Here is a 17264-nt window from a genome sequence, read left to right on the forward strand (position 1 = left end):
AGATGTCTTTACTATTTAATTTTGAGCCTATTCTTCCAAAAGGAGTTGGCTTTTTGTTTACCTAATAATATGATTTTTGTTCGTGTAGGTATCTACCATTAATTAAATAACCTGTTTTTTACTAACAAAATTTAAATACTTCTATTAGATTTATATCGACAAACAAAACTTTTATATGATGAATCGAATTCTACTTTTGCTTCTTACCTTGGTATATGTAGATACTTTTGGGCAGAAAGCACCGTCGAATATTATTACAGGAAAACTCGTTAGAGTATCACCAAAGCTAAAAGATATTAAAGCACCAGTAGCATTGGATACAAAGAGAAAACCAGACAGAAATCCTAAATATCAAGCATTACGTGATAAAATTAATAAAAGAGTAAGGTTTGCAGTTGAAAACCCATTGGCTAAGAATACTGATGAGGCTCTTCAAAAAACTACAAAAATAAATTTTAATAATTTGAGTACTAAGGCTCTCAGTACTTCATTCGATGGCGTCGGTACTACCGATAATTCTACTGCTGGTTTTGGATTGTTGTCTCCGCCAGACCCTGTGCTTAGTGTAGGTCCAAATCACGTAGTGCAGATGATAAATTTAGTGCATAGAGTTTATGATAAATCAGGAAACCCACTTACTCCAGCACTGAAATTTAGTCAAATTGCATCGACTTCTACGGATGATGGCGACCCTATAACCCTATATGACCATATGGCAGATCGATGGATTTTGCTTCAATTTAGTAGTTTATTTACTTCTGGCAGAGAATCTCTTATTTTTTGTGTCTCACAGACCAATGACCCAACTGGTGCATATAATATTTATGAATTTCTAACAACAGGTGTTTTTCCTGATTACCCGCACGTCGGGATTTGGAATAATAGTTATATCGTAACAACTCATAATTTCAATCAATCTGGAACAGCCTATCTTGGGCAAGGATATTGGGCTTTTGACAGAAGTAAAATGCTTAATGGTGAAAGTACTGCCAATGGTGTTGGCTTCAATGATGCTACTACGGGTGGTTATTTACCAGCAAGTTTTGAAGGTTTCAAAACTCCAGAGATTAGTTCTCAACCTACATTTGTTACCTTTAATGCTGATGAGTTTGGTGGGTCGGATGAATTACAATTACGTACACTAACCCCTAACTTTTCAAATCCTGCTTTATCAACACTTAGTTCGGTTACGAGTATTCCTGTGGCTGCTTTCGATGGCAATACCCCTTCTTCAAACCCAATCGAGCAGCAAGGCACGGCTGTGCGATTAGATGCCATCGCCGATCGTATGATGAGTCGGATAATATATCGGAGATTTGATGATTACGAATCTTTAGTAATGAACTATGTAGTGAATGTTAGTGGCGAAAGTCCTACATCGGCTGCTACATATCAGGCTGCTACTCGCTGGTATGAACTTACAAGAGCCAGTCCATCAAGTCCTTGGGTAGTGAATCAACAATCCACCTATTCACCTACGGCCATTAGTGGTGCTGCGGGGATTAACCGTTGGATGGGTTGTGTGGGGATTGATCAAAGAGGCAATATTGCATTGGCTTATAGCAGGTCAAGTTCTACAAATTATCCAGATATTTATTATGCTGAAAGAAAGAAAACAGACCCAGTTGGTACGTTGGGAGCAGAACAGCTTTTTCATGCTTCGGGAGGTTCGCAGACGAATTCAAATGGGCGTTGGGGAGATTACTCTGCCATGACCACCGACCCAGCAGATGAAGAGACGCTTTGGTTTACGGCTGAATATTATGCCACAACGGCAAACGTTGATTTTAAGACTCGAATAGGTAGTTTTAAAGTAAATGACCCAGTAACAACTCCGACAGTACACTTTAAATTTGGGGGAACAATTGCACGCCAGAAAGAATCCATAACTCCTTTAAATGCAAATCAGTATTATAAAGATTACCCGATTACAGTTGTTATAGATCAAGTACCATCACAAGATGTAAACATCGAAATAACCAAAACTGGTACTGCTACCGAAGGGGTGGATTATGATTTATTGAATATCTCTCCGATTGTTTTAAATACCTCAAATTTAACCCAATCTTTTACACTAAGAGTTTATGATGATTCTTTCAATGAAGCCGATGAATTTATAGATTTAGCATATACAATCAATGCTAATGGTGGAAATGCTATTGCTGGAACTTTCAACCAAAAGCATAGAATTACAATCATTGGAACCATAAGTTGTCCGACCGCAAATATTTCTGTAACCCGACCAACTACTTTCTGTGAGGGTGATTCCGCTATTTTAGTAGCTAATGCTGGAACAAGTTTAACTTATCAGTGGTATAGAAATAATGTTTTGATTACAGGTGCAACTCAATCTCAATACGATGCCAAAATCTCTGGGAGCTATCAAGTTGCTGTGAGCCGTCTTGGTTGTACTGTTTCTTCTTCGCCTATTGTGATAATTGTAAAAGTAGGTACGCCACCCCCGATAACAGTTAGCCGTACTATTACAGTTGGCACAATAATCACTGCTGGAAATGGATTGCAGGCAAATGCTATTTGTCCGAGTACCACTACTACTACATACACAGGTACAACGATTGGATATGATGGTGGAACAAAAAGTGGAGTTGATCCTCAAGTTTCGGTTTCGGGTGCTGGACCAAGTATTGGTAGTACAAAAATTTCTATTACATGGAGAAAAAGAAGTGGTGGTAGTATCATTGATTGTGGCACTGTTGGCGGAACAGGACGACCTTATTATGATGAAGTTTCATTTAAAATTAAAGCTCCTGATGGCACTATAGTCAATCTTGTAAATACAGATACTTATGCTATTGGGGTAGCTCCGTTAGGTGTTTTGACAACTATATTTGAAGATGGGGGCTCTGCATTGACTGTTGGTTCATTACCTGCAAATGGCACTTTTTCTCCTGCCCAATCTCTTGCAGCATTTAATGGTTTAAACCCAAATGGTACTTGGACTTTAATTGCCGAAGATGCAGCTTCGATTGATCCTCTTTGCGTGGAAGGTTTTTCGGTGACAGTTCTCACTTCTGGATCAGGTGCTGCCAGTACTATTTCTTGGTACAGCAGTGCTACAGGAGGCACAAGCTTAGGGACTGGTTCTGAATATATTCCGACCGATACAGCCCCAGGAGTATATACTTATTATGCTGAAGCAAGTTGTTCGGGTCTCACTGAATGTGCAACAAGTGTAAGAAAACCTGCAATACTAACGATTTCTTCACTCAATTGCTTATCAGCAGGAGGGTCTGTGTCGTCTGATGCGAATGTTTGTGCTGGAAGTAATTCAGGAGTATTAACATTGAATGGTCATACTGGTACAATTATTCGTTGGGAATCTTCAATAGATAATTTTGTAAATACTACATTGATTTCAAATACTAACAATACATTATCCTATAGTAATCTGACTCAAACCACCAAGTATAGAGCAGTAGTAAAAGATGGAGAGTGTCCAGAAGCTAATTCATCTGCTGCTACAATCACTGTCACTACTATTACGCCGATAGCCACAAATAATGGGCCTTATTTAACTGGCCAAACAATTCAGCTAACTGCAACTGGTGGAAGTACATATACTTGGACAGGCCCGAATGCTTTTTCGAGTACGCTAAATCCTGCAAGTATAGCAAATGCAACTTTAGCAATGGCAGGAATTTATACGGTTATCGTTACACAAAATAGTTGCACAGCCACGGCTACAACATCTGTTATTATTACAGAGAATAATCCTTGTTTAGCAATTGTTGAATATGACTACGTGCAGGCTGGTAATCCGTTTATCTTTAAATTCCCTTTGCTCAATAATATGGTTATTGCCGAAGTACCAGAGCAAACTTCGGTTTTGGTGAATCCAATTTGCCCTAATATTTTAATTGAAAGTTTTAGGATGAGAATAACAGGATTACCTTATTTGCACGAGGTAATTGAGAGTATAGCACCTTTTGCTTTATTCAATAATACAGGAAATGATGTTTTAGGTAGAAATTTAGGGCCAGGTAATTACAAACTTACCGTCACAGGCTACAGCCAAGATAATGCAATGGGAAGCATTGTTTATGGCCCAATTGAAACTGATTTTACAATAGTGGCCAATAATGCAAGTATCTCAACTCCGACATTTACACTTAATTCCTTATGTGCAGGAAGTACATTCAATGTGAATTTTACAACAACTGGAGCATTTAACCCTGCCAATCAGTTTGATGTACAACTTTCTGATGCAAACGGCACATTCGATAATCCAGTTATTATAGGGAGTACACCAGCGGCGGGTGTAGCAGTTTGTACAATTCCGATAAATATTGCAGTTGGATCAAATTATAGAATTAGAGTGGTTTCTACAAATCAAATGCTTGTTGGGGGAAGTAATGGTTCAAATCTTAGTTCTGTGACCGCCACTTTGAATCTCGTTAGTCCAAATAATGATATTTCTGGTGGAGTAACAACAAATCAAGCAAGCCAAACAATAACAGCAACAAATAAGGTACTTGCTCCTGCAAATACAATTTATAAAGCAGGGAACTCAATTTTATTAAATGCAGGTTTTCAAGCAAATTCAAGCTCAGTTTTCAAGGCAGAGATTGCAGGGTGTAATTAATAGTCAGGTTTTTGTAGAAATTAAAAAAGGTTTGATGTTCAAGACATCAAACCTTTTTCTTAAATATGACTTCAAAAATCAAACGCCCCATTTTTCTGGGTTACGTCTCCATTTTTTTAATGATTCTAACGAATCGGCTGAGATATAATTTTGGGCAATTGCTTGATCAATGAGTGCATTATAATGACTCAAAGTGACTAATTTTACTCCTTTATCAGCAAAGTTTTTATCAGCAACTTTAAAACCATACGTAAAAATTGCCACCATTCCTACAACTTCTATCCCAGCTTCACGCAAGGCATCAACGGCTTTTAATGAACTTCCACCAGTCGAAATCAAATCTTCGATAACTACAACTTTTTGTCCTTTTTCGATGCGTCCTTCAATTTGGTTTCCCATGCCATGCTCTTTTGGTTTAGGGCGGACATAAGCAAATGGTAAGCCCAATGCATCAGCAACTAAGGCTCCTTGTGGAATTCCTGCTGTAGCTACACCAGCAACCAAAGTTGCATCAGGAAAATGTTTCTTGATAGCCTTTGCCAAAGATTTCTTGATAAAAGTACGGCCTTCCGCAAACGAAAGCGTTACACGGTTATCGCAATAGATTGGCGAGTTCCAACCAGAACTCCACTTGAATGGTTGTTCAGGACTTAATTTTACGGCTTTTGTTTCTAATAATAAAGAAGCGATTTTTTGAGATACGGTCATAAATTAGAATACCCCCCCGCCCCTAAAGGGGAGCTAAAGTAAAAATATTCCTAACAGAGGCAATTTAAAGCGGGACACAATTTTCCTATTCAATGAGTAGAAAATATTTTTGTCCCCCTTTAGGGGTTAGGGGTATTTAGGAGTTTTCTTTTTTCTTTAATAAAATCTTGTCAATACGATTTTTGTCCATATCGACAATTTCAAATTCGTAGTCTTCCCATTCAAACTTATCGCCTGTATCAGGAATTTCCTGTAAAATATGCAGAGCAAAACCGCCAAGGGTATCAAAACCAGTATATTCTTTACGATTATTGATGACTACTTCAAACTGATTCAAGAAATCATCGAATGGGAGTGAGGCATCTACCAAGAAACTGCCATCTTCACGCTCAACTACTTCATATTCAAACTCATCATCCATCGAAATATCTCCTACTAAAGCATCCAAAATATCATTGAGTGTAATAATTCCCATCACACTACCGTATTCGTCTAAGATAATTCCCATGTGAATACGTTCTTCACGGAATTTTTCAAGTGCTTGGTATGCTTGGTTATTTTCAGGAATAAACAATGGTTCTTTGCCGAGGTCTTCAAGGTGTTGTAGTTCAGTACCTAAATCTTTACCAAGTAAATCTTTTATGTAGAGAAGCCCTGTTATGTTATCAATACCATCTTTACAAATCGGATAAACCGAGTGCTTAGTTTCGATGATTTTCGCAATATTCTCTTCTACTGAATCTTCTAAATCAAGGTAAGTTAAATCACTGCGGTTAGTCATCAATGAAGTGATTTTTCTATCGCCCAAATGAAATACATTTTGTACAATTTCTTGTTCGATTTCATCAATTGCTCCACCTGTTGTGCCTTCTTGAATCATTGATTTGATTTCTTCCTCCGTTACCGAGCTGTCGGAAACTTCAATTCCCAAAATCTTGATTATCAGGTCACTACATTGAGTTAGAAGCCAAATGAAAGGAGAAGTTATTTTCGATAAAATATTCATCGGAGCAACCATCGTTTTGGCAATCGCTTCCGGGTTCGACATCCCAATGCGTTTCGGAACCAATTCGCCCAAAACTAATTGGATAAAACCAATGATTAACACTACCAAACCAACTGCGATATTATCGGCGTATTTGAGTTCGAGACCAAGACCTGTAAGAAAATCTTGAATACCAATCGTGAGCGTATCGCCCGAAAAAATACCCGTCAAAATACTGATGAGTGTGATACCGATTTGAACCGTAGAAAGAAAGCGATTAGGAGAGTTTGCGAGTTCGAGTGCGGCAGCGGCTCGGCGATCGCCGTTTTTGCTTGCTATTTCAAGTTTTGTTTTTCGAGAGGATATTAGGGCAATCTCCGACATGGAGAAAATACCATTAAGAATGACTAAAAAAAGGATTATTAAAATTTCCATTTAAAGTTTTAAACCCTCATTTACTGGGGTTTGGATGATTATTAAGATGCAAAATAAAATATTTTAATCAGAAATTACGCAAAAACAATATTATAATTTTTTTATCTCTCTAATTACTTCCAAAAAAATTCCGAACTTTGCCTCTTAATCAATCTTTTTCTGATAAACCTTATGGTTATTTTTATTGACGATAAATTAATTAAAATAGTAAGTTCTAAAAAATTTAAGCATCTTCACGGCAATGATTTTGATACAATGATTGATGCTCGTTTGGAAACTTTGAGTCTGAAAAAACTGCACGGGCATGTCATTATCTTGAATGCTTCTGAAGCAACGATTGAAAAGTTTTTCAAATTAATCCAACAATCAAAAGATGTTGTTTATCAGTCGGTTACATTAATAGTAGAAGATAAAGATGCTATCGGAACTCAGATAAAAAATCTCTATAAGGTTGTAAAAGCGGCGGGTGGAGTTGTTTTTAATGAAGAACAAAAAATTTTGATGATGTATCGACTCGGGAAATGGGATTTGCCCAAAGGAAAGCGAGATGATAACGAAAAAGCCAAGCAGACTGCCGTGCGAGAGGTAGAAGAGGAGTGTGGGATAAAAGTGCAACTGAGTGGAAAACTCTGCACAACGTGGCATACCTATACGATGGGAACTCGCAAAATTTTGAAGCGAACGAAATGGTACAGAATGAATTGTACCGATGAGTCGATGATGCAACCACAAACAGAAGAAGGTATCGAAAAACTGGAGTGGATGACCGAAAAGGAAGTGCAAACAGCTTTACTAAATTCTTACAGTTCAATCCGTTATGTGATTGATCAACTCAAAGAGAAATATGAAACTAAAATACAATAAATACGTTTTCGGGCTGCTTTTTTTGTTTGGTTTAGAATCTGAAACTAATGCCCAAAATTCTTGTCAGCCGAGTTCGTTTTTATTGAAACCAACCGCCCAAAATCGCACAATTGAATGGCAAAAGTTTCCAGAATTTAGCCTGCCCTTCTCAATCGTTTATGGTGGACCTCGCTTTGGCGATTTTCAGAAACAACCACTCAAGCACGGTTTTAGTCACTTAGCTACTTCTGACGGAAATGATGCCGACTTACCAAGAAATCAGCGTGCAGCTGTTTGGTACGGCACTGGTTATCCATCAGCCAATCAGCCTTGGGAAACTATTAAAAGTCCTTGGGGGAATAATGTTGAATTGTACAAAAACAAGTGGAGAAATGATATGTCGGGTTTTGCAAATGCCTTTTCAAGTTCGGCAGGAACGGGCATTGCAGACATTGACTTGTTTGTGCCTGATATTGAACTCCAAATAAAATCGAATGATTCGATTCTGAATCTTAGAAATCACCCAACAACGCCAGTTATATACAGGAGCCTTGATAATCAGTCTTTTATTACGCAATACAAAAAAGATATTCAAACATTATATGGTCAAGCGTTTATCGAAACCAAGAAGTATGCAACCCCAACTACCAAAATAGGAGGCTATTCGGACGCTCCGATTTTGAATACATATATCAATATTGCAGGAAATTCTTGGCAAAAATGGACCTCGGATGTATCGCTGCTAAATTATATCAATTATGATTTTTCTAAGAATACACTCGGAGGAGCTGCATTCGATAATCAAGATTTTTATAGCCCAGCAGCTTATTATTATTATGATTTTCCAAGTCCACTTGCACCTGATTATTTAGCTTATCTTTTATTTCAAATTGAAGTAAACCGAGCTTGGACGAACAAACCAATAATTCCATTTGTTTGGCTTCGATATAGTTATACACCACAGTTTGTGAAAAGATTTATTCGACCATTTATGGCCGAGGCGACTGCGATTTTTCCATTTTTCTCGGGAGCAAAAGGTTTGTGGCTTTGGGACGACCCTGGTACATTTAGCAATAATGAGAATTATGCCACTTATGAACATTTTATCAATGGTTTGTACCGACTTTCGCAGTTTAAAGATATGTTTACGGGTAATTATGAGTTGGTGATTCAGACAACTGCCCGTGATTATGTAGATACTCGAAAACCAATTTGGCGAGCCGTTGCTAAAGGGAATGAGTTGCTGGTTGCTGCACATAATCCGTACGCCAAAGACGAAAACGAAGTTGTGACGATTGAAGTAGCCTACAAAAATTATCGACAAAATATTGCCCTCAAAGGCTATGAAGTTTTTTTATGTAAGTTTGATATGACCTTGCTCGCCAGCGAACCAACCATTACCAATATTGAAGTTTCGCCAAACCCCGCTTCTGACCAAATCCAAATCAAAATATTTAGCAAAAAAGAACAACAAGCTCCAGTTGAGATTTTTGATATAACTGGCAAAAAAGTACTACAAGAAAAAATGAGTTTATTGCAGGGAGAAAATAGTAAGTTGTTGAATATTAGTGGTTTATCGAGTGGTATTTTCTTTTTGCGAGTTTTGGGTGAGAGTAGGAAGATTGTGGTTGATTGAGACTTTTATAGTTGTAAACTTATTTTAGGACGAGACATTATTATGAAAATAAAAACTAAAAACGCCCCCCTTGAAATAAATAAAATAGAAGAGTTTGAAACGAATTATGGTTTTAAAATTCCAACTGAATTTAGAAATTTCCTTTTGGAGAATAATGGTATTTACTTCAAACCAATGTTGTTTGATTTAGAAGTACAAAATGAAATAACCACTTTTTGTACTAATAGTATTTACAGTATTCATAATAACAAAGATTTTGATATAGAATGGATAAGAAGCCTGACCAGAGAAAATATTGAACAAAATGGTTTTTACATAAATGATTCTGATTGTTTCATTTTTATAGCACCAGAATATGACAACGAAATTTATTTAGGGATTAAAGGCAAATATTACGGTAAAGTTTATCTTGTTGACAAAGTCAATGAAGATGGAATTGAAACTAAATTACACCTAATCGCCAATAATTTTAGTGAATTTTTAAATATGCTAAGAGAAAGTGATATTGAACCATACGATGAGAATGAAGTTTTTAATTAATTCCATTCCCTCCGTTAGTTCAAAAATTAAATAAGTTCGGCTGATTTTAAAACCGTAGTGGAGCTATCAGTCGATGTGTTAGCCGTTGTTATAACGGCTTCAGAGAAAAAGAGTTATTAAAAGAATAAATCATGCAAAATAAACTCATCAACGAAACCAGTCCATATTTACTTCAACATGCTCATAACCCCGTTGAGTGGTATCCGTGGGGCGAGGAAGCTCTACAAAAGGCCAAATCCGAAGACAAGCCAATTTTGGTAAGTATTGGTTATTCGGCTTGCCATTGGTGCCACGTTATGGAGCGAGAATCTTTCGAGAACGAACAGATTGCCGAAATAATGAATGAGCATTTGGTCTGCATCAAAGTTGACCGTGAAGAACGCCCCGACGTTGATGCCATTTACATGGATGCCTTGCAAGCAATGGGGCTACGTGGCGGTTGGCCGCTCAATGTTTTTCTGATGCCCGATGCCAAGCCTTTTTATGGTGGTACGTATTTCCCTGCTCCAAATTGGGCAAATCTGATTGAAAGTATCAGTAATGCTTTCAAAAATGACCGAGAAAAACTGCAAAAATCGGCCGAAGGTTTCACGCAAAATATGCACGTAAAAGAGAGTGATAAATACCAGATGGATATTTCGGACGAAGGCCTGAAAATATCAGAGGAAGAACTTACCACGATTTTTAATCGCCTCCACAAAGATTTTGATTTCGAGAAAGGTGGCATGAATCGCAGTCCAAAATTTCCGATGCCGAGTATTTGGAAGTTTTTGCTCAGATACTACACCATTACGCACGACAAACGAGCTTATCAGCACCTCATTCACACACTTGATCGAGTTGCTTTGGGCGGAATTTATGATACCCTCGGCGGTGGTTGGACTCGCTACTCGACTGATGAAGATTGGAAAGTGCCGCACTTCGAGAAGATGCTTTATGATAACGGACAATTGGTTTCGCTCTATGCCGAAGCTTACGCCTTAACGAAATCGGAAGGCCAGCCCGATGAATTTTATAAGGCAAAAGTTACCGAAACCATCGAATGGCTCGAACGAGAAATGATGAGCCAAGAAGGTGGTTTTTACTCAGCCTTAGATGCTGATAGTGAAGGCGAAGAAGGAAAATTCTATATTTGGAAGAAATCGGAAATTGAAGCAATTTTGGGTGAAAATGCCGCTCCATTCTGCGAAACTTTCGAGTTTTCGGAACACGGAAATTGGGAACATGGCAATAATGTGGTGCATCTCGAAGAGCGAGATTTCATGGAAAATGGATTCCCGTTGAACCAAGAAATCAAACAAAAACTCTTTGATTATCGAGCAAAAAGAATTCGCCCAGGGCTTGATGATAAAATTTTGTGTTCGTGGAATGGGCTGATGCTCAAAGGTTTAGTTGATGCGTATCGTTATCTCGACAATCCGAAGTTTTTGGAATTGGCCTTACAGAATGCGAATTTCATTAAAGAAAAAATGAGTATCAAAGTCACAACCGAAGATGGGGCAGAGGGGCGTGGACTTTGGCACAATTATAAAAATGGCAAAGCAAATATCGTAGCATATCTGGAAGATTACGCCAGCGTGATTGATGCCTATACTGCCCTTTATCAAGTGACGTTTGATGAAACTTGGCTAAAAGAAGCTGAATTATTGGCCGATTATACCATTGCTAATTTCTATGATGCCGAAGATGAGTTTTTCTATTTTACTGATAGTCAAGGCGAAGAATTGATTGCTCGTAAAAAAGAAATTTTCGATAATGTGATTCCTGCATCAAACTCCATGATAGCCAATAATTTGTATAATTTGGGTTTAATATTAGGCAGAAATGATTTCATCGAAATCAGTAATTTGATGTTGGCCAAAATGAAACGCATCGTTCTAACCGACCCTCAATGGGTCACGCATTGGGCGTGTTTGGCAACGCAACATACCAAACCAACTGCCGAAGTAGCCATTGTTGGGGGTAATTTGAAAGAAGTCAGAAATGAAATCGATGCCGATTTTATGCTAAATAAAGTGTTTGTTGGAACTGAAACTGACTCAAAACTACCGCTTTTACAAAACCGAACCGCAAAAAATGGCGAAACCACTATTTATGTATGTTTCGATAAAACCTGTCAATTACCAACTACCGAAGTCGCAAAAGCCTTAGAACTAATGCAGTAGAGCAATTTTCTAAATTGCTCAATTTTAATTATTTTTATGAAAACATCAATAACAAAATGAAAACCAAACATCTATTACTACTCCTAACCATTATTGTTTTCGGAGCAAACGCTCAGAAGATAAACAGTGCGACTGTCCGAAAATTACCCGAATACAAATTATCAAAAAAAGAAATTGAAGCACATATTCGTTTCATAGCATCTGATGAAATGTTGGGGCGTAGAACTGGCGAAATTACTAATAATGTAGCTGCCCGATACGTTGCCGAAAATTTCCGTTTGCAAGGTTTAAAAACGCCAAATGGTCAAAAAGATTATTTGCAACCAGTACCTTTTGAAATGGTAAAACCAACAAAAAAAGGAGAAGTTTTGGTTGGAACTGACTCATTAAAATGGACTAAGGATTTTATTATGTTGAGCGGGAAAGCCACTAAACTCGAAAATACTCCTGTGGTTTTTGTCGGTTACGGCTGGGTTGACGAAAAACAAAATGATTATAAAGACATTGATGTAAAAGGCAAAATCGTAGTCGCTCAATTTGGTATTCCGAACAGCGATGACCCGAACGAAAATCTTAGAGGCTCATCGAAAAAAGTTGATTTTGCAGCGAAAAATGGTGCTGCTGCATTCATCCAGTTATATAATTTGAAGTATCCGTGGGCAGCAATCACTAATTATATGGGTGGCGAAAAACTCAATTTAGCTCCTGAAAATGTGTCAAACGCTGATATTCCACATATTTGGGTAAGTAATACTCACTTAAAAAAGTTTGATAGAGAATCTTTGAAGACCTTGAGCTTAAATGTAAGCGAAGTTTCAAAGAAAACCGTGATGTCGTATAATGTTTTGGGCGTTTTGGAAGGCTCCGACCCAGTTTTGAAAAACGAATATTTGGTATTAACTGCACACTTCGACCACGTTGGAACTGGCCGAAAAGGCGGTCGAGTAACTGAAAGTGATACAATTTTTAATGGAGCAAGAGATAATGCTTTCGGAACAACTGCCATTTTATCAGCAGTAAAAGCTTTTACGCAAAAACCAACCAAGCGTTCAATTTTATTCATTGCTTATACAGGTGAAGAAATCGGACTTTTGGGAAGTAAATATTATGCCGAGCATCCACTCGTGCCATTGAAACAATGTGTTTACAGCCTTGATTGCGATGGTGCAGGTTATAATGATACAACAAAAGTAACCGTTATTGGGCTTGACCGTACCGATGCCCAACCACAAATCGAAGCAGGTGCAAAAGCTTTTGGATTAACAGCAATCACCGATCCAGCTCCCGAACAAAATCTTTTCGACCGCTCAGACAATGTGAATTTGGCTGCAAAAGGTATTCCATCACCCGACTTTGCCCCAGGTTTTACGGCTTTTGATGCAGAGATTAATAAATTTTATCACCAAGTTTCAGACAGCCCAGAATCAGTCAATTACAATTATTTGCTGAAATTCTGTCAAGCTTACGTTTACGCAGCCAGATTGATTGCTGACCGCCCAACGGCTCCAAAATGGAAAGCTGGCGATAAATACGAAAAGGCATTTAATGAATTATATGGCAAGTAAGACAACTTTTTAACTTGTCAATCATAGAAAAGTAGGATACTTAAAACCTTTCCTACTTTTCTCTAAATTTTTTATAAGCTCTCGCCGCAAAAAACAAAGTCAGTCCAAAAGCCAAGACTCCTAAGAATAAAAATACAAAATTGAGTAAATCTTTCACAACGGCCAACAATACAATTGCTACCAAAAATAAGGTGGGAAGTTCATTTAATAATCTAAATTGAAACGAAGTATAAGTACTTTTATCAGCCTCTTGTTTTTTTATAATTCCCTTACAATAAAGGTGATATCCAGTCAAAAGTACCAGCAAAACCAATTTTGTTTGTAGCCACCCTTGTTCTAAAAACGCAGGTGTATTGACCAGCATCAAAATTCCGCAAGTCCACGTAATCATCATGGCAGGGTTACAGATAATCTTATATACTCGCCACTGCATAGCAGTATATTGTTTCTTCCAGTCTTCTCGCAATGCTTCGGGTTTATCGGCTGCTTCAGCATGATAGACAAACATTCTGACCAAATAAAACAAGCCTGCAAACCAAGATACAAACCCGATAATATGAAGCGATTTTAGATATAAATGAAGCATTTTTTTAAATTAAGAATGTAGAATGTAGAATTAAGAATGTTTATGTGCGAGCATTTAATACATCCTTAAATCTAAATTTTCAATTAATTGACTGCAAAGATAACAATGAAAAGCTCTCGAACGTTTTAAAATAAATTTCTACAACAAAATTTATGGTAAAACATTTTACAATACTCCTTCTATTCCTATCCATCAATACCTTTGCCCAAAGCCCCAATCCAAAAGCCAAAGAGTTTTACGAAAAAGCCCTAAAGAATATTGCCGAAAGAAAATCAGTTGATGCTATTGAAAATCTACAAAAAGCCATCGACAAAGATTCTACTTTCGCTGACCCATATTTCAAACTTGGCCAAATCAACGAAGCAGCTCGAAATCAAGAAAATGCTATAAAATTCTACAAAAAAGCCATCGAATTACGCCCGAATGATCCATTGCTTACGCAAGGTTATACCTATATAGGCACAAGGCTCGTAAAAGCAGGCGAATATGCAAAAGCCAAAGAATATTTGAGTTTTTCTGTAAAAAATGTACCGCAAAACAGTCCAGTTATGAAACAGCTTACTCGCCAACTGGAGCAATGTAAGTTTGGGGAAGAGGGAAAAAATACCGCTTTACCTTTCAAAGCTGCCGAAATGGGAGCAACCATCAACTTTAAAAATAAACAATATTTTCCTGTTCTGACTGCCGATAACGAAACGCTTATTTTCACGGCTCGCTCAGATGATGGTGACGAAAATCTTTATACTTCACAATTGATAAATGGCAGCTGGTCTGTTCCAAAAAGTATTTCTGATAAAATTAATACAACCGCCAACGAAGGCACTTGCAGTATTTCGGCAGATGGACGAACTTTGGTTTTTACAAGTTGCGATGGCAAAAATAGTCTGGGTAGCTGCGATTTGTATATGTCAAAGAAAATCGGCGAAGAATGGACAACACCTGAGAATTTAGGAAGCAGTGTAAATACTCCTTTTTGGGAAGCACAGCCAAGCTTATCAAACGATGGTCGAATCTTGTATTTTTCCTCTGACCGACAAGGAGGTTATGGGCGTAAAGACTTATGGATGAGCGAATTAAAAGAAAATAATACTTGGACAAAAGCCATAAATCTCGGTGATGTTATTAATACAGCAAGTGATGAAATTTCGCCTTTTGTTCACGCAAACGGTCACACTTTATTTTTCGCATCAGATGGACATTTGGGCATGGGCGGATTAGATTTATTCATGGCCGAATCAAAAATTGGAATATATTCTAAACCAGAAAATTTGGGGTTTCCAATCAATACGCATGAAGACCAAGTGGCATTATTTATTTCGGCCGATGGCTCAAAGGGGTATTATTCTTCCGATGTAAAACCTGAGATTAAATTGTTTCAATTCGATATTCCGAAAAAACTTTCAGATAAATTCAAAAGTGCTAGTTACGTAAAAGGAATTATTCAAGATGCAATCAATAAAAAAAAACTTTCGGCTGACATCGAATTGATTGATTTGAAAACCAATAAAGTCATAGAAAAAACAATCTCTGATGCCATCACGGGGCAATATACAGCAGTTTTGCCTAATGGTAGTCAGTATGGACTTTTCATCAATAAAAAAGAGTATTTTTTCAAAAGCTTAACTTTTAATTTTTCAGAAAAAAATGAAGCCGATGGAAAAGTAATTGATATTTTGCTCGACCCAATCAAAAAAGACGTAAAAACGGTATTGAATAATATCTTTTTCGATTCTGGAAAAGCTGAACTCCGCCCCGAGTCATTTACCGAACTTGATAAACTGCAACTATTATTAACACAAAATCCGTCTTTGCAGGTAGAGATTTCGGGACATACTGATGATGTAGGAAAAGATACTGAAAATCAGCTACTTTCAGAGAAAAGAGCCTTGTCTGTAGCTGATTACCTTGTAAAAAAAGGTGTAAATATACAAAACATTAAAGTGAAAGGCTACGGAAAAACAAAGCCCATCGTCCCGAATACTTCCGAAGAAAACCGCCAAATCAACCGACGAATCGAAATGAGTATTTTGTAAACTTGGCGTTTAGGTCTTTTTTGCCGAACTTTGCGATATAATTAATTTGTTAGACAATAAATAATTTAGGAATTTTTCTTTCAACAGAAATTTTCATCATTCAATTAAACAAGTCCCCCTTTAGGGGCGGAGGGGTTATATGACACAAGAACAAGTAGATGTTTTAATTTTGGGTTCAGGCCCAGCGGGTTATACAGCAGCAATTTATGCAGCACGTGCAGGACTAAAACCAATGATGTATCAAGGTGGACAACCAGGCGGACAATTAACAATCACAACTGATGTTGAAAACTTCCCAGGCTATCCAGAAGGAATTCAAGGTCCTGAAATGATGGAAGATTTTAGAAAACAAGCTGAGCGTTTCGGACTTGATAATCGTTACGGAATGGCAACAAAAGTGGATTTTTCAACACCAAATGCCCATAAAGTAATAATTGATGATACTATCGAGATTACAGCGAAAACTGTCATTATTGCCACAGGAGCTTCGGCAAAATGGCTCGGTTTAGAATCAGAGCAACGTCTCAATGGCTACGGAGTTTCAGCCTGTGCGGTGTGTGATGGATTCTTTTTCCGCAAACAAGATGTAGCAATTGTAGGTGCGGGCGATACTGCTTGCGAAGAAGCTCACTACTTATCGAAACTTTGCAATAAAGTATATATGTTGGTGCGTCGTGATGAATTCCGTGCATCACAAATCATGCAAAACCGTGTAAAAAATACACCAAATATTGAAATATTATTCAATACTGAAACTCTCGAAGTATTGGGAGAGGATGGAGTAACAGGAGCAAGATTGAAAAATACAAAAACCAACGAAGAAAGTACAATTGATGTAACTGGTTTCTTTGTTGCGATTGGCCACCAACCAAATACACAAATTTTTGCAGATTATATCACACTTGATGAAGCTGGTTATATAGAAACGGAAAAAGGAAGTACGAGAACCAACATTGAAGGAGTATTCGCTTGTGGTGATGCACAAGATAAGATCTATCGTCAGGCGGTTACAGCAGCAGGAAGTGGCTGTATGGCAGCCCTTGATGCTGAGCGATATTTAGCCTCTCAAGGTTTGCATTAATCAGATTTATTGCTTAAACTTGTTATTAAATGTGTCCATTCAGTAATTTTTGGCATACTTTTAGTAATAAGTTTGGTGCTGCCT

At 37.6% G+C, this 17264-nt stretch carries 11 protein-coding genes; 8 read left to right on the plus strand and 3 right to left on the minus strand.

Translation table 11 applies throughout. The features are described from left to right. Positions 1 to 175 precede the first annotated feature (175 nt). Positions 176 to 4603 (plus strand): 3-coathanger stack domain-containing protein, encoded by a 4428-nt coding sequence (locus tag A6M55_RS08815; RefSeq protein WP_064197284.1) that lies wholly within the window; start codon positions 176 to 178, stop codon positions 4601 to 4603. 78 nt (positions 4604 to 4681) lie between these two features. On the opposite strand, the gene pyrE is transcribed toward A6M55_RS08815, so the two are convergent. Further along, positions 4682 to 5311: an orotate phosphoribosyltransferase gene (gene pyrE / locus A6M55_RS08820; protein ID WP_064197285.1), complete on the minus strand. Its 630-nt coding sequence runs from the start codon at positions 5309 to 5311 to the stop codon at positions 4682 to 4684. A 136-nt stretch (positions 5312 to 5447) separates the two neighbouring features. After that, entirely contained in the window at positions 5448 to 6731 is a 1284-nt protein-coding gene (locus tag A6M55_RS08825) for a hemolysin family protein (protein ID WP_064197286.1), read from the minus strand. Between the two features lie 171 nt (positions 6732 to 6902). Between A6M55_RS08825 and A6M55_RS08830 the strand changes: the two genes are divergently transcribed. The 5 genes from A6M55_RS08830 to A6M55_RS08850 all read left to right on the plus strand — a co-directional run bounded on the left by A6M55_RS08830 (position 6903) and on the right by A6M55_RS08850 (position 13480). Beyond that, positions 6903 to 7595, plus strand: a complete 693-nt coding sequence (locus A6M55_RS08830) for an NUDIX domain-containing protein (protein ID WP_064197287.1) — start codon at positions 6903 to 6905, stop codon at positions 7593 to 7595. After that, positions 7576 to 9210, plus strand: coding sequence for a T9SS type A sorting domain-containing protein (locus A6M55_RS08835; RefSeq protein WP_064197288.1), 1635 nt, complete (start codon positions 7576 to 7578; stop codon positions 9208 to 9210). The genes A6M55_RS08830 and A6M55_RS08835 overlap by 20 nt, the downstream gene beginning before the upstream one ends. 42 nt (positions 9211 to 9252) lie before the next feature. Next, complete coding sequence (locus A6M55_RS08840) at positions 9253 to 9750, plus strand: SMI1/KNR4 family protein (RefSeq protein WP_064197289.1); 498 nt, start codon at positions 9253 to 9255, stop codon at positions 9748 to 9750. Positions 9751 to 9881: 131 nt separating this feature from the next. Then, positions 9882 to 11915 carry a thioredoxin domain-containing protein gene (locus A6M55_RS08845; protein WP_064197290.1) on the plus strand — a complete coding sequence of 678 codons (2034 nt, stop codon included), beginning with the start codon at positions 9882 to 9884 and terminating at the stop codon, positions 11913 to 11915. A 56-nt stretch (positions 11916 to 11971) separates the two neighbouring features. Then, a complete protein-coding gene (locus A6M55_RS08850) occupies positions 11972 to 13480 on the plus strand; it encodes a M28 family peptidase (RefSeq protein ID WP_064197291.1) in 1509 nt (502 codons plus the stop codon). A 52-nt stretch (positions 13481 to 13532) separates the two neighbouring features. Here the strand turns inward: A6M55_RS08850 and hemJ are convergent, their stop codons facing one another. Then, the gene (hemJ, locus tag A6M55_RS08855; RefSeq protein WP_064197292.1) at positions 13533 to 14066 is read right to left on the minus strand and encodes a protoporphyrinogen oxidase HemJ; all 534 of its coding nucleotides are present in this window, start codon (positions 14064 to 14066) and stop codon (positions 13533 to 13535) included. Between the two features lie 152 nt (positions 14067 to 14218). Between hemJ and A6M55_RS08860 the strand changes: the two genes are divergently transcribed. Together A6M55_RS08860 and trxB are read left to right on the plus strand one after the other, a co-directional pair. Continuing rightward, positions 14219 to 16099 (plus strand): OmpA family protein, encoded by a 1881-nt coding sequence (locus A6M55_RS08860; protein WP_064197293.1) that lies wholly within the window; start codon positions 14219 to 14221, stop codon positions 16097 to 16099. A 139-nt stretch (positions 16100 to 16238) separates the two neighbouring features. Further along, positions 16239 to 17180 (plus strand): thioredoxin-disulfide reductase, encoded by a 942-nt coding sequence (gene trxB / locus A6M55_RS08865; protein WP_064197294.1) that lies wholly within the window; start codon positions 16239 to 16241, stop codon positions 17178 to 17180. Positions 17181 to 17264 lie beyond the last annotated feature (84 nt).

It is taken from the genome of Emticicia sp. MM, assembly GCF_001649495.1.